The sequence below is a fragment of the Streptomyces sp. E11-3 genome, assembly GCF_046540415.1.
Classification (GTDB): Bacteria; Actinomycetota; Actinomycetes; order Streptomycetales; family Streptomycetaceae; genus Streptomyces.
This window is the reverse complement of record NZ_JAZGRL010000003.1, coordinates 26,181-48,698: the sequence shown is the minus strand read 5'-3', so window position 1 is coordinate 48,698 and position 22,518 is coordinate 26,181. Positions and strand designations below refer to the sequence as shown.

21 protein-coding genes and 1 pseudogene are annotated in these 22,518 nt (G+C 69.2%); 12 read left to right on the top strand and 10 right to left on the bottom strand.

Annotation, left to right across the window (positions count from 1 at the left end):
• Positions 1–307 precede the first annotated feature (307 nt).
• The 4 genes from pstS (at position 308) to pstB (ending at position 4,411) form a co-directional block, all read left to right on the top strand.
• Positions 308–1,435: a phosphate ABC transporter substrate-binding protein PstS gene (gene pstS / locus U9R90_RS29755; protein WP_411059890.1), complete on the top strand. Its 1,128-nt coding sequence runs from the start codon at positions 308–310 to the stop codon at positions 1,433–1,435.
• Between the two features lie 102 nt (positions 1,436–1,537).
• A complete protein-coding gene (gene pstC / locus U9R90_RS29750; protein ID WP_411059889.1) occupies positions 1,538–2,554 on the top strand; it encodes a phosphate ABC transporter permease subunit PstC in 1,017 nt (338 codons plus the stop codon).
• A complete protein-coding gene (pstA, locus tag U9R90_RS29745; RefSeq protein WP_411059888.1) occupies positions 2,551–3,603 on the top strand; it encodes a phosphate ABC transporter permease PstA in 1,053 nt (350 codons plus the stop codon). Before pstC ends, pstA begins: the two co-directional genes overlap by 4 nt.
• 31 nt (positions 3,604–3,634) lie before the next feature.
• Positions 3,635–4,411, top strand: coding sequence for a phosphate ABC transporter ATP-binding protein PstB (gene pstB, locus U9R90_RS29740; RefSeq protein ID WP_411059887.1), 777 nt, complete (start codon positions 3,635–3,637; stop codon positions 4,409–4,411).
• 119 nt (positions 4,412–4,530) lie between these two features.
• Here pstB and U9R90_RS29735 read toward each other — a convergent pair whose 3' ends face one another.
• Together U9R90_RS29735 and U9R90_RS29730 are read right to left on the bottom strand one after the other, a co-directional pair.
• Entirely contained in the window at positions 4,531–5,529 is a 999-nt protein-coding gene (locus tag U9R90_RS29735; protein ID WP_411059886.1) for an anion permease, read from the bottom strand.
• Between the two features lie 5 nt (positions 5,530–5,534).
• The gene (locus tag U9R90_RS29730; protein ID WP_411059885.1) at positions 5,535–6,155 is read right to left on the bottom strand and encodes a DUF47 domain-containing protein; all 621 of its coding nucleotides are present in this window, start codon (positions 6,153–6,155) and stop codon (positions 5,535–5,537) included.
• Positions 6,156–6,372: 217 nt separating this feature from the next.
• Here U9R90_RS29730 and U9R90_RS29725 point away from each other — a divergent pair, with 217 nt between their 5' ends.
• Complete coding sequence (locus U9R90_RS29725) at positions 6,373–6,720, top strand: metal-sensitive transcriptional regulator (protein ID WP_411059884.1); 348 nt, start codon at positions 6,373–6,375, stop codon at positions 6,718–6,720.
• A gap of 530 nt (positions 6,721–7,250) precedes the next feature.
• On the opposite strand, the gene U9R90_RS29720 is transcribed toward U9R90_RS29725, so the two are convergent.
• The 7 genes from U9R90_RS29720 to U9R90_RS29690 form a co-directional block, all read right to left on the bottom strand.
• On the bottom strand, positions 7,251–7,955 hold the full coding sequence (locus U9R90_RS29720; protein ID WP_411059883.1) for a phosphatase PAP2 family protein: 705 nt from the start codon (positions 7,953–7,955) through the stop codon (positions 7,251–7,253).
• Positions 7,956–8,154: 199 nt separating this feature from the next.
• Positions 8,155–9,162: an NlpC/P60 family protein gene (locus U9R90_RS29715; protein ID WP_411059882.1), complete on the bottom strand. Its 1,008-nt coding sequence runs from the start codon at positions 9,160–9,162 to the stop codon at positions 8,155–8,157.
• Positions 9,163–9,291: 129 nt separating this feature from the next.
• Positions 9,292–10,632 (bottom strand): FtsX-like permease family protein, encoded by a 1,341-nt coding sequence (locus U9R90_RS29710; protein ID WP_411059881.1) that lies wholly within the window; start codon positions 10,630–10,632, stop codon positions 9,292–9,294.
• A gap of 3 nt (positions 10,633–10,635) precedes the next feature.
• Entirely contained in the window at positions 10,636–11,505 is an 870-nt protein-coding gene (locus U9R90_RS29705) for an ABC transporter ATP-binding protein (protein ID WP_411059880.1), read from the bottom strand.
• A 154-nt stretch (positions 11,506–11,659) separates the two neighbouring features.
• Entirely contained in the window at positions 11,660–12,259 is a 600-nt protein-coding gene (locus U9R90_RS29700) for an ATP-binding protein (protein ID WP_411059879.1), read from the bottom strand.
• A 219-nt stretch (positions 12,260–12,478) separates the two neighbouring features.
• Complete coding sequence (locus tag U9R90_RS29695) at positions 12,479–13,012, bottom strand: hypothetical protein (protein ID WP_411059878.1); 534 nt, start codon at positions 13,010–13,012, stop codon at positions 12,479–12,481.
• Complete coding sequence (locus U9R90_RS29690; RefSeq protein WP_411059877.1) at positions 13,009–13,524, bottom strand: GNAT family N-acetyltransferase; 516 nt, start codon at positions 13,522–13,524, stop codon at positions 13,009–13,011. Before U9R90_RS29690 ends, U9R90_RS29695 begins: the two co-directional genes overlap by 4 nt.
• 80 nt (positions 13,525–13,604) lie before the next feature.
• On the opposite strand from U9R90_RS29690, the gene U9R90_RS29685 reads away from it, so the two are divergent.
• Entirely contained in the window at positions 13,605–13,952 is a 348-nt protein-coding gene (locus tag U9R90_RS29685; protein ID WP_411059876.1) for a hypothetical protein, read from the top strand.
• Positions 13,953–13,963: 11 nt separating this feature from the next.
• Here U9R90_RS29685 and U9R90_RS29680 read toward each other — a convergent pair whose 3' ends face one another.
• A complete protein-coding gene (locus U9R90_RS29680) occupies positions 13,964–14,458 on the bottom strand; it encodes a hypothetical protein (RefSeq protein ID WP_411059875.1) in 495 nt (164 codons plus the stop codon).
• A gap of 431 nt (positions 14,459–14,889) precedes the next feature.
• On the opposite strand from U9R90_RS29680, the gene U9R90_RS29675 reads away from it, so the two are divergent.
• The 6 genes and pseudogenes from U9R90_RS29675 to U9R90_RS29650 all read left to right on the top strand — a co-directional run bounded on the left by U9R90_RS29675 (position 14,890) and on the right by U9R90_RS29650 (position 22,428).
• On the top strand, positions 14,890–15,198 hold the full coding sequence (locus U9R90_RS29675; RefSeq protein ID WP_156725728.1) for a hypothetical protein: 309 nt from the start codon (positions 14,890–14,892) through the stop codon (positions 15,196–15,198).
• Between the two features lie 209 nt (positions 15,199–15,407).
• A complete protein-coding gene (locus U9R90_RS29670; protein WP_411059874.1) occupies positions 15,408–16,298 on the top strand; it encodes a hypothetical protein in 891 nt (296 codons plus the stop codon).
• Positions 16,288–17,662 (top strand): annotated as a pseudogene (locus U9R90_RS29665) (hypothetical protein). The gene U9R90_RS29670 and the pseudogene U9R90_RS29665 overlap by 11 nt, the downstream one beginning before the upstream one ends.
• A complete protein-coding gene (locus U9R90_RS29660; RefSeq protein ID WP_411059873.1) occupies positions 17,659–19,275 on the top strand; it encodes an SCO6880 family protein in 1,617 nt (538 codons plus the stop codon). Before U9R90_RS29665 ends, U9R90_RS29660 begins: the two are co-directional and overlap by 4 nt.
• A 13-nt stretch (positions 19,276–19,288) precedes the next feature.
• Positions 19,289–20,716, top strand: coding sequence for an ATP-binding protein (locus U9R90_RS29655; protein ID WP_411059872.1), 1,428 nt, complete (start codon positions 19,289–19,291; stop codon positions 20,714–20,716).
• Positions 20,717–20,751: 35 nt separating this feature from the next.
• Positions 20,752–22,428, top strand: coding sequence for a type VI secretion protein (locus U9R90_RS29650; protein WP_411060946.1), 1,677 nt, complete (start codon positions 20,752–20,754; stop codon positions 22,426–22,428).
• The last annotated feature ends 90 nt before the right edge of the window (positions 22,429–22,518 follow it).

Here is a 22,518-nt window from a genome sequence, read left to right as displayed (position 1 = left end):
GGCGCGCCCATCCCCCCCGGGGGGGGGGGGGGGGGGGCGGCGCCCCCCCCCCCCCCCCGCTTCCGTATGCCCGCACGCCCCGACGGAACGTAATCTTCTCGTGACCTAACCACACCGACTGCGTAGGTTCACCTTCCGTTCACTCTCGACCGTCGGCCACTTCACCTCTCCTGCCTAATTTCGGACTTACGCGGTGCGTGTCGCGGCCAAAGCGACCCGCACAGCACCCCGAGATAGACAACGGCCACACGGTCGAACCTCTACGCACGCCGCCACCGACGGCGGCTCCTGGAAGGAACACCCGAAAGTGAAGCTTCAGCGCATGAACCGGCGGGCCCTCACCCTCGGTGCTCTCGCCGTCTCCAGCGCCCTGGCCCTCACGGCGTGCGGCTCGGACGACACGAGCGGCGGCGGCGAAGGCGGCACGAAGACCGCGGCGAACTCCAACATCAAGTGCGACGACGCCAAGGGCGACATCAAGGCCTCCGGGTCCTCCGCCCAGAAGAACGCGATCGACGCCTGGGTCAAGCAGTACGTGGCCTCCTGCAAGGACGCCCGGATCGACTACAACCCGACGGGCTCCGGCGCCGGCATCACCGCCTTCCTCCAGGGCCAGACGGCCTTCGCGGGCTCCGACTCGGCGCTCGACGCCGAGGAGATCACGGCCTCGAAGAAGGTCTGCAAGGACAGCCAGGCCATCAACCTGCCGATGGTCGGCGGCCCGGTCGCGGTCGGCTACAACCTGCCGGGTGTGGACGACCTCGTCCTGGACGCCGAGACCCTGGCCAACATCTTCAACGACAAGATCAAGACCTGGGACGACCCGGCGATCAAGAAGCTGAACCCGGACGCCAAGCTCCCGAGCACCAAGGTCCAGTCCTTCCACCGCTCGGACGACTCCGGCACCACGGACAACTTCACCGAGTACCTGAACACCGCCGCCCCGAAGGCCTGGCCCTACGAGCCCGCGAAGGCCTGGGCGGGCAAGGGCGGCCAGTCCGCTCAGGGCTCCTCCGGTCTGGCCGGCCAGGTCAAGCAGACCGAGGGCGCGATCACGTACTTCGAGCTGTCGTACGCCACCTCCGACGACATCCCCACGGTGAAGCTGGACACCGGCGCCGCTGAGCCCGTCGAGGCCACCGTCGACAACGCCTCCGCCGCCATCGGCGCCGGCAAGATCGTCGGCAAGGGCAGCGACCTCGCCATGGAGCTGGACTACGCGACCAAGGCCGACGGCGCCTACCCGATCGTCCTGGTCACGTACGAGATCGCCTGCGAGAAGGGCAACAAGGCCGAGACCCTCGGTGCCACCAAGTCCTTCCTGACCTACCTCGCCAGCGAGGACGGCCAGAAGGTCCTCAAGGACAACGACTACGCCCCGATCCCGACCGAGATCATCACCAAGGTCCGCGAGTCTGTCGCGAACCTGAGCTGACCCTGAGTGCGGCCGGCCCACACCCGGGCCGGCCGCACCATCCGGTGCACCGCCAGCGCCAGGAGCTCTCCCACCGGAGACCTCCGCAGACCGGAGAACCCCATGGATATATCCACGACCAAAGCAGCACCTCCCCCCACGGAACCCACCGACGCTCCCCGGCCCACGGCCGAGCACCGTCGCAAGAACAACAGCGCCACCCGCCCCGGTGACCGAGTCTTCCTGGGACTCTCCCGAGGCTCCGGCATCGCGCTGCTCACGGTCATGGCCGCCATCGCGGCCTTCCTGACCTACCGCACGGTGCTCGCGCTGTCCGACAACTCGGGCAACTTCTTCACCACCTTCGAGTGGGACACCGCCGCGACGCCGCCCAAGTTCGGCATCCCGGTGCTGGTCTTCGGCACCATCGTGAGCTCGGTCATCGCCCTGGTGATCGCCGTTCCGATCGCCGTCGCCATCGCGCTGTTCATCTCCCACTACGCACCGCGCAAGCTCGCCGGGCCGATCGCCTACGTGATCGACCTGCTGGCCGCGGTGCCCTCCATCGTCTACGGCCTCTGGGGCGCCCTCGTCGTCGCTCCCCACCTGGTCGGCTTCTACAGCTGGCTGGACGACTACTTCGGCTGGACCGGCATCTTCGAGTACGCGGGCGGCGCCCCACGCTCCCTCATGACCGTCGGCATCCTGCTCGCGATCATGATCCTCCCGATCATCACCAACGTGAGCCGCGAGGTCTTCCTGCAGTCCCCGAAGATGCACGAGGAGGCCGCACTCGCGCTCGGCGCGACGCGCTGGGAGGTCATCCGCATGTCGGTGCTGCCCTTCGGCCGCTCGGGCGTCATCTCCGCCTCGATGCTGGGCCTGGGCCGCGCGCTCGGCGAGACGATCGCCGTCGCCACCGTGCTCTCCCCGAGCTTCCTGATCAACACCTCGCTGCTCGACCCGGGCGGCGGCACCTTCGCCCAGAACATCGCCAGCAAGTTCAACGAGGCGGACGAGTTCGGCCGGGACGCCCTGATCGCCTCCGGCCTGGTGCTCTTCGTCATCACCCTGCTGGTCAACGGCGCGGCCCGCCTGGTCATCGCCCGCCGCAAGGAGTACTCGGGGGCCAACGCATGAGCACCGACATCAAGATCGCCCCCAGCACGCTCCGCGCGGCCCGCCTCCCCCGCTGGACGCCGCTCGTGGTCGCCCTCGGCTCCGCCGCGACCGCCGTCGCCCTCGGCATGGCGGCCGATCTGCACAGCCGCCTGCAGTGGGGCATGATCGCCGCCCTGATCTTCGTGGTCGCCTCGTACTTCATCGCGGCCGGCGTCGAGGGCAAGCGCCAGGCCAAGGACCGACTGGTCACCTCACTGGTGTGGGTCGCCTTCCTGCTGGCCATCATCCCGCTGGCGTCCCTGCTCTGGGAGACCGTCGCACGCGGCTCCAAGGTCTTCGACGGCTACTTCCTCACCCACTCCATGGGTGTCCTCGGTGACCGTGAGGTCGGCGGCGGTATCTACCACGCCCTCCTCGGCACCCTGCAGCAGGTCGCACTGGCCTCGCTGATCGCCGTGCCGATCGGGCTGCTGACCGCGATCTACCTCGTCGAGTACGGACGCGGGAAGCTCGCCAAGGTGGTCACCTTCTTCGTCGACGTGATGACGGGTATCCCGTCGATCGTCGCGGGTCTGTTCGTCCTCACCTTCTGGATCCTGATCCTGGGCTTCGACTTCTCCGGCTGGGCCGGCGCCATGGCGCTGTCGATCCTGATGATGCCGGTGGTCGTCCGCTCCACCGAGGAGATGCTCAAGCTCGTCCCGAACGAGCTGCGCGAGGCATCGCTCGCCCTCGGTGTGCCGAAGTGGCGGACCATCCTCAAGGTGGTCCTGCCGACCTCCATCGGCGGCATCACGACCGGCGTCATGCTCGCGGTCGCCCGCATCACGGGTGAGACCGCGCCGGTACTGCTCGTCGTGTGGGGTACGAACTTCATCAACACGAACCCGTTCGAGGGCGCCCAGTCCTCGCTGCCCCTGTACATCTACCAGCAGTACGCGGCCGGCAACTCGGCCTCGTACGACCGTGCCTGGGCAGCGGCACTGACCCTCATCGGCTTCGTCATGATCCTCAACCTGGTGGCCCGCGGCATAGCCCGCTGGAAGGCCCCGAAGACCGGCCGCTGACCGCGGCACTCAGAAAGAAGCAGTGATCCACATGGCCAAGCGAATCGACGTCAGCGGCCTCACCGCCTACTACGGCTCCCACAAGGCGATCGAGGACATCTCGATGACCGTGGAGCCCCGCTCCGTGACCGCCTTCATCGGCCCCTCCGGCTGCGGCAAGTCCACCTTCCTGCGCACCCTCAACCGCATGCACGAGGTCACCCCCTCGGGCCGCGTCGAGGGCAAGGTCCTGCTCGACGGCGAGGACCTGTACGGCTCCGGGGTCGACCCGGTGAACGTACGCCGCACCGTCGGCATGGTGTTCCAGCGCCCGAACCCGTTCCCCACGATGTCGATCTTCGACAACGTGGCGGCGGGCCTGCGCCTGAACGGCTCGTACAAGAAGAGCGAACTGAGCGACATCGTCGAGAAGTCCCTCAAGGGCGCCAACCTCTGGAACGAGGTCAAGGACCGCCTGAACAAGCCCGGCTCCGGGCTCTCCGGTGGCCAGCAGCAGCGTCTGTGCATCGCCCGCGCGATCGCGGTCGAGCCCCAGGTCCTCCTCATGGACGAGCCCTGCTCGGCCCTCGACCCGATCTCGACCCTCGCGATCGAGGACCTGATCGGCGAGCTCAAGGAGCGCTTCACGATCGTCATCGTGACGCACAACATGCAGCAGGCGGCCCGTGTCTCGGACCGCACCGCGTTCTTCAACCTGGCGGCGATCGGCCAGCCCGGCAAGCTCATCGAGATCGACGAGACGGAGCGGATCTTCTCCAACCCGTCGGTCCAGGCGACCGAGGACTACATCTCGGGCCGCTTCGGCTAAACCGGAATCGCCACGGACTGCCTCACGGTGCTGCATGGCGGTGCCACCGTGAAGGCGAAAGGGTCCGCCCCCTCTCGATCGAGAGGGGGCGGACCCATTTCACTGTACGAACTCGGCACCTACAGGAAGGCGAGGTTCACGGCCCAGAAGCTGAGGGCGGCAACGAACGCAGCCGCAGGCATGGTGATGAACCAGCCCATGACGATGTTCTTGGCGACACCCCAGCGCACCGCGCGCGAGCCCTTGGTCGACCCCACACCCATGATCGCCGAGGTGATCACATGGGTGGTGGAGATCGGAGCGTGGAACATGAACGCAGTGGTGAACATGATGCCCGCGCCGGTGGTCTCGGCCGCGAAACCCTGCGGCGGGTCCAGTTCGATGATCTTCCGCCCGAGCGTCCGCATGATCCGCCAGCCACCCGCGTAGGTACCGAGCGAGAGCATGATCGCGCAGGCGAACTTGACCCAGACCGGAATCGGGTCGCTCGGGTTCTCGATATCGGCGATGACCAGAGCCATCACCACAATGCCCATGGTCTTCTGGGCGTCCTGGAGACCATGACCAAGCGCCATCCCGGCCGCCGACACGGTCTGGGCAATCCGAAAACCCCGCTTGGCCTTGTGCGGATTGGCCCCCCGAAAGATCCACATAATCGCGACCATCACCAGATAGCCGACAAGCAATCCCACCAGGGGCGACAAGAACATCGGGATGACGATCTTCTGAAGCACCCCGGACCAGATGACATCGATCCCCCCGGCGAGCGCGGCGCCGACCATGCCGCCGAACAGCGCGTGCGAGGACGACGAAGGCAGCCCGAAATACCAGGTCACCATGTTCCAGACGATCGCCCCGACGAGCGCCGCGAAGAGGATCCACATCCCCTTACGGCCCTCGGGCGTCTGGATCAGCCCCTCACTCACCGTCTTGGCGATCCCGCTGCCGAGGAAGGCACCGGCGAGGTTCATCACGGCGGCCATGGCCAGCGCCGCGCGCGGGGTCAGGGCCCGGGTGGAGACAGAGGTCGCGATGGCGTTCGCGGAGTCGTGGAAGCCGTTGGTGTACGTGAATCCGAGCGCGACACCAATGGTCACGACAAGGGCAAAGGTGTCCACGAGGTTCAGGACTCCTTGACCGCGATGGTCTCCACCGTGTTGGCGACGTGCTCAAACGCGTCGGCCGCCTCTTCCAGCACATCCACGATCTGCTTGAGCTTCAGCACCTCGATGGCGTCGTACTTGCCGTTGAAGAGATGAGCGAGCAGCTTGCGGTGCACCTGGTCAGCCTGGTTCTCAAGCCGGTTGATCTCGATCCAGTACTCGGTGAGGTTGTCCATGGTCCGCAGATGCGGCATGGCCTCGGCGGTCAGTTCGGCCGCCCTGGCCAGCACCTCCACCTGCTGTTCGACACCCTTGGGGAGCTCTTCGACGTTGTAGAGGACGACCAGGTCGACGGCCTCCTCCATAAAGTCCATGATGTCGTCGAGGGACGACGCGAGGGAATAGATGTCCTCACGGTCGAACGGTGTGATGAAAGAGGAGTTCAGCTGGTGGAAGATCGCGTGAGTCGCATCGTCACCGGCGTGTTCCGCTGCCCGCATCCGCTCTGCGATCTCGGCCCGGGCGGAGGGGTCCGCCCCAAGCAGTTCCATCAGGAGCTTGGAGCCCGTGACGATGTTGTCCGCGGATGCGGCGAACATGTCATAGAAGCTCGTCTCCCTGGGGGTCAGACGAAAGCGCACGTGGGGTCCTCGGGGTGCTCTGGATTCGGTCAGGCTGATGCTAGGCGCATCATCCGGCCACGGCTAACCGGCCGTCCTCCAGTGTCGCCCATCAGGCACAGTGAAGAGCACGGCCCCTGGATCGACCCCCGACCCAACCCCGGGAAATCCGCTAAGCTATACCCACCGGGGGTATTCAAGCTATGAAATTCACGACAGTCCACACCAGGAGGACGCGATGACGACCACCGAGGCCGGCGCGGCGACCACAGCGCCCTCCACGGAGACCCCGCACGACCGTGGTGTGCACGGCTACCACCACCAGAAGGACGAGCACCTCAAGCGCCTGCGGCGTATCGAGGGCCAGGTCCGTGGCCTGCAGCGGATGGTCGACGAGGACGTCTACTGCATCGACATACTCACCCAGGTCTCGGCCAGCACGAAGGCCCTGCAGTCCTTCGCGCTGCAACTCCTTGAGGAGCACCTGCGCCACTGTGTGGCGGACGCGTCGGTGAAGGGCGGCGACGAGATCGACGCGAAGGTAGAAGAAGCAACCAAGGCCATCGCCCGCCTCCTCCGCACCTGAGCCCCGCCGCGGGGCGCCCCGTGTCTGTGAGGGTGCGCCCTCGGGCTTGTACGCACGGTGCCCCGTGGCGAGGGGTTGTGCCCACCCTCCCCCGCTCTCGACTTCGCTCGAGCGGGAGGTGCCCCCTCGCCCTGCGGAACGATTGCCCACAACAGGTAGGCGACGACGGTTGCCCANCCGACCCGCCTCTTCGACTTCCCACAGGCGCTGTAACCCCACGCCCCTAACCCATGCCCCTAACCCTCATCCCTCACGCCTCACCCGTCCAGCCCCCCGCCATCCCCCATACGGCCCAATCCAGCCCGCCCCGACTGGCCCACGGCGCCCAAGCGCGCTGCCCTGGAGGAGTGAACCCCCGCCACACACGCCGAGCGGGCCGTACGGCGGTCAGGCTGACGTTCGGCGCTTCGGCCCTCTGCGCCCTGGCCGCGATACTCCTGCACCTGGCCCCCGCCCTGCGCTGAACCCAGCGTTCCGCAGGCGGCGAGGCCTGCCAGGGCCGCGAGGTCCCGTCAGGGCCGCGAGGTCTGCTAGGCCGCGAGGTCCTTCTCGTCCGGCCCCGACGCCCCCGCCGCCGCGGACCGGGGCTCAGGCAGCTCCACCGCGCCCGCGACCCGCCGCGCCCGCACCAGCCACGCCAGCCGTCGCGACCGCGAGACCACCCGGGTCAGCCGCGTGAGTACGGCCATCGCCAGCGGAGCGAGCAGCAGCGTCACCGCCGTACCAAGGGCGAATCCGCCCACGACATCGGTCGGGTAGTGCGCGCCGATGAACACCCGCAGGAAGCCCTCCACCAGCGCAAGCCCGATCGCCACCAGGCCGAACTTCCGGTGGGCGACGAACAGGCCGACGCCCAGCGCCATGGCCAGCGTCGCGTGGTCGCTCACGAACGAGTAGCCGGACGACGCCCCGTCGACCAGTACGGTGACGCCCTCCTGGTCGGCGGACGGCCGCGGCCGTTCCACGAAGCCGCGGATCGGCATGTTCACCAGTACCGCACCCACCGCGGCGAGCGGCGCCCAGATGGCCGCGGCGACGGATCCCTCGGGGTCGGCCGAGCGCCGTACGCTGACCCAGCACCACAGCACGAGCAGCACCATCGCGGCCAACAGCCCGTACTCACCGACGAATCCCAGCGCCTGATCGAGCCAGCGCGGAGTGCTGTCGCTCAGGCCGTTGATGTCGTGCAGCAGCTCGACGTCGGGGTTGGACCCGGAGGTCTCCAGTACAGCCATGGTGCCGTGGCCCCTTGTCCTCGTTGCCGGGGTGATGCCGTGTGACGCTCCGTGTGATGCTCCGTCAAGGAAACATCCCCATCCTCCAAGGGAACGTCCCTTCCCCCTGTCTACGTTCCACTCTCCACCGAAAGATCACCGCGACGTTATCGAAGAGAGACACATCGCCGCAGCTCAGGGGCAAGGCATAACGGAGGGTTCAAGCCACCTCGCCCTTGGGCAGCGCCTTCGCGCCGGATTCCGTTACGCGCGTGGCGCCGAAGTAGTCGGGTGTGTCGACCGGCGCGAACCGAATCACCGCACCCGGCCGGGGAGCGTCGATCATGTACCCCCCACCCACATAGATCCCGACATGCCGAATGGCCCGGGAATTGGTGAGGTCATCCGAGAAGAACACGAGATCACCGGGGAGTAGTTCGTCCCGCTTGGGGTGCGGCCCGGCGTTGTACTGGTCATTGGCGACACGCGGCAGTTCGACGCCCACGGTTTCGTACGCCGCCTTCGTCAGCCCGGAGCAGTCGAACCGGCCGTCGTGCTCGGGGGTGCCGTTCCCGCCCCACAGGTACTCCGTGCCGAGCTGCTCCTGCGCGAAGGAGATCGCCCCGGCCGCCTGCCGGGACGGTTCGACCCGCCCGACCGGCCGGGCGAAGCTCTTCTCCAGCTCCCGGATGTTCTTCACATAGTTGCGCGTCTCGCTGTACGGCGGCACGCCCTTGTACTTGATGACCGCGTACGCCCCCGCGTTGTACGCCGCGAGCATGTTGTGCGTCGGATCGCCGGGCGCGTCCTTCACGTATTCGGCCAGCTTGCAGTCGTACGAGGCGGCCGAGGGAATGGCGTCGGCGGGGTTCCACACGTCCTTGACCCCGTCTCCGTCCCCGTCGACGCCGTGCGTCGCCCAGGTCCCGGGGATGAACTGGGCGATGCCCTGCGCCTGCGCCGGGCTCTGCGCCTTCGGGTTCCACCCGCTCTCCTGGTACAACTGCGCGGCCAGCAGTGCCGGGTTGATCGCCGGGCAGAGGTTCCCCCACTTCTGCACCACCGGCTGGTACTCGGCGGGCACGGCGCCCTTGGCGAGCCCGACGGCGCCCTTCCCGGCGCCGTTGACGAGGTTCCCGGCGACGATGACGGTCCCGACGACGAGCAGCAGGACGAAGCTGAGCATGCCCGCGACGCAGGCCCCGGCCACCAGCCAAGCCTTACGCACCGTCAACCACCCCTTAGGCACCGGGAGTCCGCCGCACCCAGTTTAGGCAACCAGGCCCGGACCAGCAGGAAATCGCCGGACGGGCTGGATATTTCCAGCCCGTCCGGCGATCGAGGACAGTCGTGGGGGTCACGCGGCCAGCGCCACCGCCTCCACCGCCGGCGTCCGCACCGTCCGCCGTGCCGTCCCCAGGCTGGTCGCCATCGTCGCCGCGGCGGCCACCGACACGACTGCCAGCCAGATCCCGAGGCCCTGCCCCGAAGGCAGCGCCTCGTCCACCCGCACCGAGCTGAAGGCCACGATTCCGGCCAGCCCGGACAGCGTCCCGAAGAACACGCCGGTCACGGTCAGCACGAGCCCCTCGACTCCCACCATCCCGAGCACCTGGGCGGGTGTCGCCCCGGCCAGCCGCTGCTGCCCGAACTCCTTGCCCCGGTAGGACGTCGCCGCGTACAGGCTGTTGATCAGCATCACGCAGGCGAAGACCACGATGATTCCGACCACGACCAGGTTCAGCGTCTCCAGGTTCTTGTCGTCCACCGACTTGGCGACACCGGACGCCTTGATCGCGTCGTTCTCGATGGCCTGCATGTACAGCGTCGCGGTGGCCATCCCGGTGAACAGCACCAGTGGCATCAGCACGCCGGACAGCTGCGCGGCCCGCTGCCGCATGTTGTGCACGGTCAGATACCCACTGGCCCCGGCAACCGCCTCGAGCGGCCGCTCCAGCGCCCCCAGCACCCCGCGCAGCAACCGCGGCGACAGCAGCGCGAAGCCGACCGAGAGCAGGATCGCGCCGTACGCGGGTGCCGCCATCAGCGCGGGCTCCGTCGCGTCGATCGCGAAGGTGGCGCTGACCGCCGCCGCTCCGGCGACGAGTGCGGCGTACGCGAAGAAGCCGCGCAGCCGGGTTCGGGGGGCACGCTCCCCCGCCGCGGCCTTCGTGGCCCGCCGCACCGCGAGGAACGCGGCGCCGACCGACGCCAGCAGCGTGATGTAGATGCCGGACATCAGGGCGATCGGCCCGAAGGCGTACTCCACACCGGACGCGACCTGCCCGCTGTCCTGGAAGACGGACAGCAGCGCCCGCCCGCCGAGCATCGCGGGCCCGACAGCGAGCAGTGAGGCCACCAGGCCGACCACCGCGGCCTCCCCGACGACCATGCGCTTGATCTGCGCCGGAGTGGCTCCGGTGTTCCGCAGCAGCGTGATCTCGTCGTACCGCTGCCGAACGTTGACGGTCAGCGTCGAGGCGACGGCGAAGAACACGAGCAGCGAGCCGTAGCCGCCGACGACCGCGGCCGATGTGGTCAGCGTGTCGGAGCTGACGGAGTCGACGCCGGACCCGGCCGCCGTGTCGTGCATCGAGTTGAAGGTCATGATGATCGCCGCGCCCAGGAAGGCGGACAGCAGCGTCGCGACGAAGCGCCCGGGGCGCTGCCGGATGGATCGCATGGCGAGCGAGAACATGGCTCAGACCCCCAGGGGCATGGTGTCGAAGGAGTGCGGGGCGGCGGGCGCGGCGGGCGTGCCGGGCGCGGCGGCGGGAGCGGCTGCGGTGTCGTCCCCGAGGTGGGCCATCCGCTCGGCGACCGCGTCCACGGTCGGCGCGTGCAGCTCACCGGCGAGGCGACCGTCCGCGAGGAAGACGACGGAGTCGGCGTACGAGGCGGCGACCGGGTCGTGGGTGACCATGACGACGGTCCTGCCGTGCGTACGTACGGCCTCCTGGAGCAGCCGGAGCACATCCCGCGCGCTGCGGGTGTCCAGCGCGCCGGTCGGCTCGTCCGCGAAGATCACGCTGGGCTCGGTGACGAGGGCTCGTGCGATGGCGACGCGCTGGCGCTGTCCGCCGGAGAGCTCGTCGGGCCGGTGGTTCAGCCGGTCGCCGAGGCCCACCTGGGTGAGGATCTCGCGCGCCCGCTCCTTGTCGATCCGCCGCCGGGCGAGCTTCAGCGGGAGGGTGGTGTTCTGCTCGACGGTGAGGGTCGGCAGCAGGTTGTACTGCTGGAACACGAACCCGATCCGCCGCCGCCGAAACTTCGTGAGCGCGGCCTCACTCCCCCCGGTCATCTCCTCTCCATCCACCACGACCATCCCGCCGTCGGGCCGGTCGAGCCCGGCCGCGCACTGGAGGAGGGTGGACTTGCCGGACCCGGAGGGCCCCATGACGGCGGTGAAGGTGCCCGCCCGCAGCCCCAGGCTGACCCGGTCGAGCGCGGTGACGGCGTTCTCGTCCGACGACCCGTAGGTCTTGCTGACGCTCACCAGACGCAGGGCCTCGGCGGCGTTCCGGCCGGGTCCGGCGGTCCCCTTGCGGCTCGTTCCCGTACGACGAAACATGTCGGCCTCTCCGTCTTCGTCTTGGCTTCGCTGGCGCTCCCTGCGCCATGCCTACGAAGTTACGGACGGCGACGGCCGCGCACATTGGGCGTACGCCCCGAGTGCGGGGTGTTGCTGGGTACACCCTCGGGGTGGGGGTCACCCCGGCGTGGCGTCACCCCGGCCCGTCCGCCCACAGGCTGTGGACAGTCCCCCCGCCGCTGCCGCACTCGACCCACAGCAGCTTCCCGGGCCACCGCCACCCGAACTCGTCGCCCGCGAGGCTGTACGCCCCCCAGTTGTCGGCGCACAGTTGCACGAGGAAGAGCCCGCGCCCGGATTCGGCGCGCTCGTCGGGGGTTTGCGCCACGCCTTGGAAGGGCGGCGGGATATCGGGGTTGGTGTCCCACGCCCCGACCCGCACCCTGCGCCGCGCCATCTGCCGCAGACGGAGGGCGTACGGCCCTCCGCCGGAGTGCAGATGAGCGTTGGTGACGAGCTCGCTGGCCAACAGCTCTGCGGTGTCGGCGAGATGGGAGAGGCTGTGCGAGTCGAGTACGGCTCGGAGGGTGGTGCGGGCGATTCCGGGGGCGCGGGGGTCGTGAGGGAGGTGGAGGGTGTAGGTCNCAACTCCCCGAGCTCCCGCGCGAACTCGGCGGCCCGCCGCACCTTCACGGGCCTGGTGGTGCCCGTGACCCGCGTGACCGGCACCACCCCCGGCCCGTCCGCCAACTCCCCCAACGCCCGCTCGGCTCCCCCACCACCGAGCCAGCACCCCCGCAGGTACGCCTCAGCCATGGCCCCGAGGTTGAGCTCGCCGAAGGCCGTCATCCGCAGTCCTACGCGCAGCCAGTCCTCGGTCAACTCCACCTTCTGCGCGAACGGATTCCACGACTGCTCCCCATAAATCACTCGGCTCATGTGCCGTCTCCCCCGCAACTCTGCTAACACCAACCACCACACACCTTCACACGTCCCCACTCGTGTGCCGGTTTCAGGAGGCGGGGCACGCGCCGTAGTCGACGTCGATGGTCACGAACTCGTAGCCCATCTCCCGCTTGCGCTTCATCGCGTCGACGCTGAGGCAGAAGGCAGCGTCCGTACCGTCCGCCCTGACGGTGTAGTAGGCCCACTCCGCACCCCCGTCGAACAGCGCGGACTCCGGACGCTCCGAGGCGAGCGTGACGGTCAGCCCGTCCTCGGAGTGGTCGCCCTGCTCCGCTATGCGGGCCCGAAGGATCTCGCCGTAGTTACTGGCAACACCCCCGGGCCCGAACAGCGCCTCACTCGCCAGTTCGTCCGTCGCCGCGCTCACGGCCTCCCGCAGTTCGCTCTCGCTCCAGCGATCGGAGGCCTTGAGGAGATCGGGGTGGTGGACCAGGTACATGCCGCCGACGGCGAACAGCAGCGAGCTGATGATGAGGGTGAGTCCGACGGGGTTGCGGGGGTTGTAGACGTAGCGGCTGGTGCCCCACTTGCTGCGAATGAACACGCGGTCTGAGTCGTCGTCGTATCTGCTGTTGCTCATGGCGAAATTCTCGCGCCCAGAGGCGTCCGCAAGGTCACCGCCTGCGGCCCGAAGCCGTTGCGCTCGTAGAACTGGATGGCCTGGCCGTTGCTCGCGTACGCCGTCACCTCCGCCAACCCGGCCCCGACGCTCTCCGCCCAGCGCAGGAACTCGTCGACCAGCCGCCCGCCTATCTGATCCCGGCGGTACGCGGGCCGCACATACATCCCCACCAGTGTCGCGACCTTCACCGGCCGCATCGCGGACCCGTCCGCCACCGCGCCCGCGAGATGCCCGACCACCTCACCGTCACGATCGGCCACGAGCAGCAGCCGATCCGGATCATCCAGCCCCGCCGCGAAACGCTGCGGCCCGTACTCGCGCGGCCACCCCACGTCGACGGTCGGGTCCCGCGTCCCCGCGTCCTCGGCGAACAACGCACTGCTGGAGGCGACAAACCCCTCCGCGTCCGCCAACCCCGCGCGCCGGACCACGACTTCACCCGCGGATACCTCACATCGCTGATCGCTCATGCCTCACGACGCTACTGGCCACCACTGACAGTGCGGCCAGTGCGAGGTGAGAGGGGGCGAGGTGAGAGAGAGTGGGGCGGGTGCAGTCACAGACTCCGGCCGAGCGTGCGCTGAGCCGCTCCTACACCACGGGTGACGGGCAGGTCGCCTTCACCGTCTCCGGCCTGTCGGTCGATCATCACGCGGACCGCAGCCTGACCCTGACGTACTCGCTCAGCGTGGCCCGCCGAGGCCACCGGGGCGAGGAGCGTTGGGTGGTCACCCTGCCCTGGGAGGACAAGTCCTTCGTGGACGTGTTCACCTCACCCGCCCCTGACCCGGATCGGCTCGGGCAGCTCGTGCACCTGGTCCGCAGCCTGTTGGAAGAGTGGTGGGACACCAAGGAACACAACCGGCGGTCGGCGAAGATGGGGCGCCGACTTCCCTGAGTCGCTTCGGCTCAGCCGACGGACGCTCGACTCCCCGGTATGCCCAGGGCCGCGAAAAGGAGCCCGGCGAGTTCTTCCGCGAACACGGCGGACCCGGTGAGCGCCCGGCGGATGAGTGCCTCGTCCGGCGCCAGCCCGGCCGCGGCCGACCACGCCAGAGCACCCGTCACGGCGGGCTCCACGGGAAACTCCTCCAGCGGTATCTCATAGCCCTCGGCCACCTCGCGGTTGAGGAGACCCGACCAGCTACCGCTGCCGCCCGGCATGACGGCCTCGACAAACCCCACGTCACTGTCCAGGTAGGACACCATGACCGCCGGCGTCCCAGACTTCTCTACGAGCGTCGCCAGGCCGCGCTGCCTGACATCGGCGAACTCCCACACCTGCCACCCCTCCGCGAGCCCGTCCATGCCGTCGACGCCGACAAAGCCAGCCGCCCCCATCAGGCCGCGCAACTCCGCAGCCGCCGTCCCCCTGGTCACCAGTACCCCACCCGAATTTCCCATGCCCGCAACCTAGCGACCGGCACTGACAGCCCAGCCGACTCGCCGCGTCACCGATCTCGTAGCCTCTGGCGAGGCAGGGGCGGCAGCGGCAAGGGGCACGGCCACATCCCGCCGAAAGGAACCAGCCAATCAGCGCGCCCCGGAACCCCGCACTCCACACCACACAGCGTGATGGTTACGGTCCGTTCATTGCCCGGCGTCACCCCTCGTGATACACAGAGTGACCGTACAGGTCTTCGGATACCGCCCGGCACCCTCCCGCCGGGCGGCTGACAGAGATCCGTACGCGCTCCGCCGACGAACGACTCGACGCACAACTCGACGGATGACCCCAAGTCGACATACCGCGAGGAATTCTCAGCGAGAATAGGCCTGACCTCTGCGCACCAGCAGAGGGTGCATAACTACCCAATAGGGGCGGTGAGTTACACATGCTTATGGCAGCCGAAGAGGGCGACATCACCACCATCATCGGTGGGATTGCCCCTGACTGGGGGCCCTTCGGGAGCCTGGGCACCGAAGCGAAGGTGATGATCGAGGTAGTGATGGCGATCGCCATCCTGCTCTGTCTCGGTATCGCAATCTGGGGCGCGGCCAAGCAACGCATCGGCGCCACAGCACTGCGCGACACCTTCAGCGCGGAGCAGGGCAAGGGCCTGATCATCGCCGGACTGACCGGTGTCTTCATCATCGGCTCACTCGGCACGCTCTTCACCATCGTGTACGGGATGGCTGTCTAGCGCACCGCCAGCCCCGCCGGGCCCGCCTCCACGCGGGCCGGCGCCCCTCCCGTCGTCCCTGCTTCCCCGTGTCCCTGTCCGCCTGTCGTGCCACCGGCTGAGGTTGCGTCACCCTGATGTCGAGTCACCACACCGCGTCCGCGCGGGAACCAGCAGGGCTACCGTCTTACTACGCGGTTCAAGCAAAAGGTTGAGGGGGCGTACGCGGCATGAGTCTCGGCGACGAGCGAGGCCGACCGGAGGACGGCGACCGGGGTGGTCGTAGCGGCCACGGCGACGGGTTCGCGCACCCCGATGACGGCTACGGCGGCACCGGGCAGACCCGTACCCGCCTCCCCGAGGGCAGAGACGTCTACGGCGGCGCGCGCCGCCCCGCGCGCTCCTCGCGCAGCCTCGTCACGGTGGTCGGCGTGGTGGTCCTCCTCATCGCCGCGATCGCGTTCGCGAACCGTGGGGACGGCGGGGGTGGCGACGGCGGCTCCGGTGACGGCAACGGGGGCAAGCCGGGCGCGGCCCCGACGGCTGCGTCCGGCCAGAACCCCGTCACGGGGAAGCAGGGCGGCATCCCTACGGGGTACGGGCGTGATCGGGAGGGGGCGCAGTCGGCTGCGGCGAACTATGCGGTGGCGCTCGTCTCGGCCGACATCCTTAAGCCAGACCGCCGCTCAGGCATCGTCGGCCAGGTGTTCTTCGCCGACAAGCGGCCCGAGCTGGAGGCCAAGTTCGACAAGGCGTACTCCAGGGAGTTCCTCGACAAGCTCGGTCTGGACAAGAACGGCAACGCAGCCAAGGGGCAGACGTACATCTCACGAACTGCCCCGGTCGGCACCAAGGCCACGGCCTATTCGGACAGCACCGCGACGGTGGAGGTGTGGTGCACCGGCGTGTTCGGCACCGCTGGGGAGGGCTCGACCAACCCGGTCACCAGCGACTGGTTCACACTGACGCTCAAACTCCGGTGGGCTGAGGACGACTGGAAGGTCGAGAGCTTCTCCCAGGAAGAGGGCCCCGCTCCGGTCAACGGCGACAACCAGGTCTCTCCGGCCGATGAGATGGCCCAGGCCGTTGAGCAGTACGGAGGGTTCACCTATGCCCGGTAAAAGCTGCCGTCGTGCACTCTCCCTGACCGCAACCGTTGCCGCAGCCCAGTCGGCTGGCGTGCTGCTCGCCACCCGGGCGTACGCGGCTCCCGACCCGCCGAAGGACAACTGCGACCTCATCGTCGGCCCCGCCAAGGAGTACTGCGAAAAAGACGGCGGTGGCGGCTCCAAGAAAACCCCCACCGAAGGCGGCCTAGACGTCCTAGACCCCCTCTCCTCCCTCGCCAAGGGCTGCGCCGAAGCCGCCTCCTGGACCGTCACCAAGCTCAGCAAAGCCGTAGACGAGACCGCCAACGTCGACTTCACCAACACGACCTTCCTCCAGCAGTACGCCGTCGTCTTCGCCGCGGCCACCATCCTCACCCTGCTTCTCTGGCTCCTCGCCGTGGCCAAGCGAGCCGTCCGCGGCGTGCCGCTCACCACCGCCATCAGCGAAGCCATCGGGTTCCTCTGGCTGACCGTGCTCGCCTCCGCGTTCACCCCGCTCATCCTCTACACCGTCGTCTCGGCGACCGACGCCGTCAGCGAGGTCATCGCCAAGGCCACCGGCGGCCAGACCGACGCGTTCTTCGGCGGGTTCTCCGAGGCCCTGGAGAAGGGTGAGGACATCGGCGGCGGCCCGATCATGCTGATCGTCGTGTCGCTCGTGTCGATCCTGGCCGCAGGCGTGCTCTGGCTGGAACTCGTCCTCCGGGCCGCCCTGCTCTACGTCGGCGCGCTCCTCGGCACCGTCGTCTACGCGGGCCTGGTGGACAAGAACCTCTGGGGCCATGTGCGCCGCTGGGCCGGGATCATGATCGCGGTGATCCTCGTCAAGCCGGTCATCGTGATCGTGCTCGGACTGGCCGGGGCGCTCTCCTCCGACGACGGTCCCAACTCCTTCTCCGCGGTCGTCTCCGGTCTGGCGATCATCCTGCTGGCCATCTTCGCGTCGGCGATGATCTACCGCTTCGTGCCCGGGTTCGGCGACGAGATCGCGGCCGGGCGCAACAACCGCATCATGCAGGGCGCCGAAGGCAAGGCCGCGGCCGTGATCAGCTCCCCGGCGTCGATGGTCTCGCAGGGCATCAAGACCCACAGCGGCCGCGGCGGCGAAGGCGGCGGGTCCCAGGGCCAGGCACAGGCCCGCCCCGCCAACCCCGCGACCGGCGGAGTCGCCGCGCACAGCCAGCGCGGCCCAGCGCCCGCCCCCGCCGCCTCCCCGAACGGCGGCGGAACTGTCCCCTCCGCCGCCCCCGCACCCCGTANNNTCCGCCGCCCCCGCACCCCGTACGAGCCCCACCAGCGGCCCGCACGGTTCCCGTAAAGCCGCCCCTGCCCCTAGCCGCACATCGAACAACCGCACAGGAGGTGACGGGCGTTGACGACCCAGACTCACTCCCACGAGTCTCACCAGTCCTACCAGTCCCATCCGGTCGCACCCCGCCGCACATATCTCATCGGCCGCGCCCGGCCGAACGCGATCGTCGGCAAGAACCGCGAGACCGGTGAGATCGCGCTGATCATCGCGGGCGCCTTCCTGGGCATGATGTGCGGGCTGCTCGTCCCCGTCCTGTCGCTGCGGATCGTCCTGCTGATGGGCTTCCCGCTGGTCGCCCTCGCCGCGGTCTACGTCCCGTACAACGGCCGCACCTTCTACAAGTGGTTTGAGATCAACCGCAGTTACAAGCGCAGTCTGCGCGGCAGCGGCAGAGCGGCCACCTACCGCTCCGGGGCCGCCGAGGCCGGTGTACGCCTGGACGGCAGGGAGGTCGAGGTCGGGCCGCCGCCGGGGATCGGGCGGATCACCTGGCTCGCCGCGCCCTTCGGGCCCGACGAGATCGCGGTCCTCCTGCACGCGGACCGCCGTACCGTCACCGCCGCCATCGAGATCGAAGGTCCTGGCGTCGGGCTCCGCGACTCCGAGGACCAAGAGGCCCTGGTCGACCGCTTCGGGACGCTGCTCAAGCATGTCGCGAACGGCGACGGGTTCGTCACCCGCCTGCAGATGCTGGCCCGTACGCTGCCCGCCGACCCGGACGCGCACGCCAAGGACGTCGCGGCGCGTGGCAACGAGCGCGCGCCCAGCTGGCTGCAGGGCTCGTACGACCAGCTCCAGTCCATGGTGTCCACCAGCAGCGAGCAGCACCGCGCCTACCTGGTCGCCTGTATGCACTACACGCGCGACCTGGCCGCCGAGGCCAACGCCCTGGCCCGCGCGTCCCGTACCCAGTCGGTCCCCGGTTCGGCGCCAGGGGGCTCCCGCAAGCTGGACAAGGACGCCGGGCTCGCCATCGTCCTCGCCCGCGAGCTCACCGACATCTGTTCCCGCCTCCAGGAGGCGGACATCAGGGTCCGCCAGCCGCTCGGCCAGGGGCGGCTGTCCTCGCTCGTGCACTCGATGTACGACCCGGACCACCCCATAGACCACATCCAGGCCATGACCAGGCGCAACGCCTGGCCCGCCGAGCTGGACGCGATGGAGCCCACCTACCTCCAGGCGAAGACCCGCGAGTCCTCGACCCGCGAGCCCTGGTGCCACGCCACCGCCTGGGTGAAGGAGTGGCCGATGACGCCGGTGGGCGTGAACTTCCTGGCCCCGCTGCTCGTCCACACCCCGGATGTGATCCGTACGGTCGCCGTCACGATGGACCTCGAACCCACCGAGGTCGCCATCGAGCGGATGCTGACCGAGAAGACCAACGACGAGGCCGAGGCCTCCCGTCAGGCCAAGATGAACCGCACCGTCGACCCACGCGACATGGCCGCCCACTCCCGCCTGGACCAGCGCGGCGAGGACCTGGCCAGCGGCGCGGCCGGAGTGAACCTGGTCGGCTACATCACGGTCTCCGCGCGCTCCCCGGAGGCGCTGGCCCGCGACAAGCGCACCATCCGGGCCTCCGCCGGAAAGTCGTATCTGAAGCTGGAGTGGTGCGACCGCGAGCACCACCGGGCCTTCGTCAACACGCTCCCGTTCGCCACCGGCATCCGAAGGTAAGGGCGTAGCGCTGATGCGAGACCCGCTGTCCATGCTGACCGACGCCTTCACCGCCTTCCTGTTCGGCAAGGTGGAGACCACCCGGCTGCCCGTACGGACCTCCACCGGCCAGGCGCAGGCCGTCTATCTGCCGACCGCGGCGCCGGGGCTCGGCGACTCGGGCGTGATCATCGGCCGCGAGGTCTACAGCGGCAAGGGCTATATCTACGACCCCTTCCAGCTGTACGGACAGCAGCTGCCCGCCCCGCACTGGCTGGTGCTCGGCGAGTCCGGCAACGGCAAGTCGGCTCTGGAGAAGACGTACGTACTGCGCCAACTCCGCTTCCGGGACCGGCAGGTCGTCGTCCTCGACGCGCAGGGCGAGGACGGCGTCGGCGAGTGGAACCTCATCGCCCAGGAGCTGGGCATAACGCCGATCCGGCTCGACCCGACCGCCGCCCTGGACCACGGCATCCGCCTCAACCCCCTGGACCCGTCGATCACCACGACCGGCCAGCTGGCGCTGCTGCGCACCATCATCGAGGTGGCGATGGGCCATGGCCTGGACGAGCGTTCCGGGTTCGCGCTGAAGGTGGCGCACGCGTACGTCAACGAGACCATCGTCGAGCGCCAGCCGGTCCTGACCGACATCGTGGAGCAACTCCGGCACCCCGAACCGGAGTCCGCGGAGGCGATGAACGTCGCGATAGACGACGTACGGGCCTGGGGCCTGGATGTCGCGCTGGTCCTGGACCGTCTGGTCGACGGTGACCTGCGTGGCATGTTCGACGGCCCGACGACGGTGGGCATCGACCTGGACGCCCCGCTCATCGTCTTCGACCTCTCGCACATCGACCGCAACTCGATCGCGATGCCGATCCTGATGGCGATCGTGGGGGTCTGGCTGGAGCACACCTGGATCCGCCCCGACCGGAAGAAGCGCATCTTCCTGGTCGAGGAGGCCTGGCACATCATCAACTCGCCGTTCGTGGCGCAGCTGTTCCAGCGCCTGCTGAAGTTCGGGCGGCGGCTCGGTCTGTCGTTCGTGGCGGTGGTCCACCACCTGTCGGACGTCGTGGACGGATCGGCGGCCAAGGAGGCGGCCGCGATCCTGAAGATGGCCTCGACCAGGACGGTGTACGCGCAGAAGGCGGACGAGGCGCGGGCCACGGGCCGGGTGTTGGGCCTGCCGCGCTGGGCGGTGGAGATCATCCCGACGCTCACGCCCGGTATCGCGGTGTGGGACGTCAACGGCAACGTCCAGGTGGTCAAACACCTGATCACGGACACCGAACGGCCGCTGGTCTACACGGACCGCGCGATGACGGAGTCCTCGACCGCGTCCGACGACTCCCATTCCCTGTCCGACGACCTGCTGGCCGCCGAGCAGGAGGCGGAGGAGCGCGCGGCCGCGTACATGGAGCAGCAGCTGGGCGACTCGTCCGAGTCCACGGTGGCGTGAGACGTGAGGCGTGGGGCGTGAGACGTGAGGTGGGAATGAGGGAGTCGTACGAGCCCAGGCACTCTCCGGAGCGCGGCGTCCCGGACGGACTGCTGATCGGCGTCCTGGCCTTCATCGTCGGCCTGACGGTCCTGGCCTGGTCGTCCACGGGCCTCGCGGGCCTGTTCGCGCACGGCTCCTGGCCACAGGGCGTGACGTTCTCGCATACGGCGGTGGCGGTACGGCACCTGGTGTCGGAGCCGCACGACGTGGCGGGCGCGTGGCCGTCCACACCTGCGGAACAGCTCTCGGGGTACGGGCTGTTCTGGGGCCTGTTCATCGGCCAGGTGCTGATCCTGATCGTGCTGACGATCTTCGTCATGGGCACGGTCACGCGCTGGCGCGCGCAGCGCGCGAGGCGCAGGGCCGCGGGGCGGCCGGGCAACGCGGGGTCGGCGACCGCGGCCGAGGCCGACCGGGCCCCTGGCGGCCGGGGCCGCGACGCGGCGGGCGGCCCTGCCGCGCAGGGCGACCCGCGCTTCGCGCCCGGCGGCGCGGAGCGCGACGCGGCACAGGGTGGCGCGGGCACGGGGTACGCCGACCGCCCCGCCGCGGCGGAGCCTGCGGCGGCGTCCTCGGCGCAGGGCATCCCCTCCCACCCCACCCTTCCCAACACCGAGCAACGGGTGAGCGGGTGGGAGACGCATCACGGCGAAGCCGCGAGCCCACCCACGGCGGGTGAGCCGGACACGAGCCCGCCCCCACGGGCAACCGCCCCCACGGCCGAGCCGAGTCCGGCCGTACCAAGCCCAAGAACCCCCCTCGTCCTCGGCGGAGCCGAGACCCGACGCCCCGCCGCCGTGCAGGCCGTACGGGACGCCGAGGGCGCCGCCCTCGTCGTCACCTCCGACCCCACCGTGTGGGAGGAGACCAAGGACGCGAGGGCGAAACTCGGCCCCGTACTGCTCTACGACCCCTCGCACCTGTGCGACACCCCGGCCAGGATGCACTGGAACCCCGGCGCGGGCTGCCAGGACAAGGAGACGGCCAGATCCAGGGCGCAGGCCCTGCTCGCCCCGGTCCGCCCGACCGCCAAGCTCGACGCCGCCGTGGCGAACACCGCCGAGACCCTGCTCCGCAGCTACCTGCACGCCGCCGCCGTGGACGGCCGCGAGTTCAAGCACGTACACCGCTGGTGCCAGGGCACCCAGGTCCAGGACGCCGTACGCATCCTCCGCACCCACCCCAAGGCAGCGTCCGGCGCAGCGGGCGAGCTGGAGAGCGAACTCACCGCACACACCGAACGCCGCGACATGGCCCAGGAACTGACGGCCCGAGCCCTGTCCGCCCTCTTCTCGATCCACATCCGCGAGGCCTGCACCCCGAACCGAACAGATGCACTCACCTTGGATTCCTTCGTGGACGAAGGGGGCACCCTTTATGTGGTGGGTGAAGCCATCGAGGACCCCAAGTCCGGCCCGGGGGCCATGCCTTTGCTCACCGCGCTCACGTCAAACGTGGTCGAGCACGGCCGGCGCATGGCCGCAGGGTCATCCTCCGGTCGGCTCGACCCACCACTGACGCTTGTCCTGGACGACATCGCCGCGGTGGCCCCGCTCCCGCAACTCCCTGCCCTCCTCGCGACCGGCGCCGACCAGGGCCTCCCGACCCTGGCCCTGCTCCGCTCCCGCGAACAGGGCCGCTCCCGCTGGCCGGAGTTCCTCAGCGGCTGAACCGACTCTGTGGGTTCGCCGCCGCCCGGATAGTCCCGTAGTCCCGGATAGTCACCGGATAGCCGGTCGGGCAGCAGCCGATAGACAGCC

Excerpts from the sequence above, each read along its gene's own strand:
- U9R90_RS29690 (WP_411059877.1), bottom strand. The coding sequence starts at position 13,524 with ATGAGCGATCAGCGATGTGAGGTATCCGCGGGTGAAGTCGTGGTCCGG.
- pstA (WP_411059888.1), top strand. The coding sequence starts at position 2,551 with ATGAGCACCGACATCAAGATCGCCCCCAGCACGCTCCGCGCGGCCCGC.
- pstC (WP_411059889.1), top strand. The coding sequence starts at position 1,538 with ATGGATATATCCACGACCAAAGCAGCACCTCCCCCCACGGAACCCACC.
- U9R90_RS29695 (WP_411059878.1), bottom strand. The coding sequence starts at position 13,012 with ATGAGCAACAGCAGATACGACGACGACTCAGACCGCGTGTTCATTCGC.
- U9R90_RS29705 (WP_411059880.1), bottom strand. The coding sequence starts at position 11,505 with ATGTTTCGTCGTACGGGAACGAGCCGCAAGGGGACCGCCGGACCCGGC.
- pstB (WP_411059887.1), top strand. The coding sequence starts at position 3,635 with ATGGCCAAGCGAATCGACGTCAGCGGCCTCACCGCCTACTACGGCTCC.
- U9R90_RS29725 (WP_411059884.1), top strand. The coding sequence starts at position 6,373 with ATGACGACCACCGAGGCCGGCGCGGCGACCACAGCGCCCTCCACGGAG.
- U9R90_RS29670 (WP_411059874.1), top strand. The coding sequence starts at position 15,408 with ATGAGTCTCGGCGACGAGCGAGGCCGACCGGAGGACGGCGACCGGGGT.
- U9R90_RS29680 (WP_411059875.1), bottom strand. The coding sequence starts at position 14,458 with ATGGGAAATTCGGGTGGGGTACTGGTGACCAGGGGGACGGCGGCTGCG.
- U9R90_RS29655 (WP_411059872.1), top strand. The coding sequence starts at position 19,289 with ATGCGAGACCCGCTGTCCATGCTGACCGACGCCTTCACCGCCTTCCTG.
- U9R90_RS29650 (WP_411060946.1), top strand. The coding sequence starts at position 20,752 with ATGAGGGAGTCGTACGAGCCCAGGCACTCTCCGGAGCGCGGCGTCCCG.
- U9R90_RS29720 (WP_411059883.1), bottom strand. The coding sequence starts at position 7,955 with ATGGCTGTACTGGAGACCTCCGGGTCCAACCCCGACGTCGAGCTGCTG.
- U9R90_RS29675 (WP_156725728.1), top strand. The coding sequence starts at position 14,890 with ATGCTTATGGCAGCCGAAGAGGGCGACATCACCACCATCATCGGTGGG.
- U9R90_RS29710 (WP_411059881.1), bottom strand. The coding sequence starts at position 10,632 with ATGTTCTCGCTCGCCATGCGATCCATCCGGCAGCGCCCCGGGCGCTTC.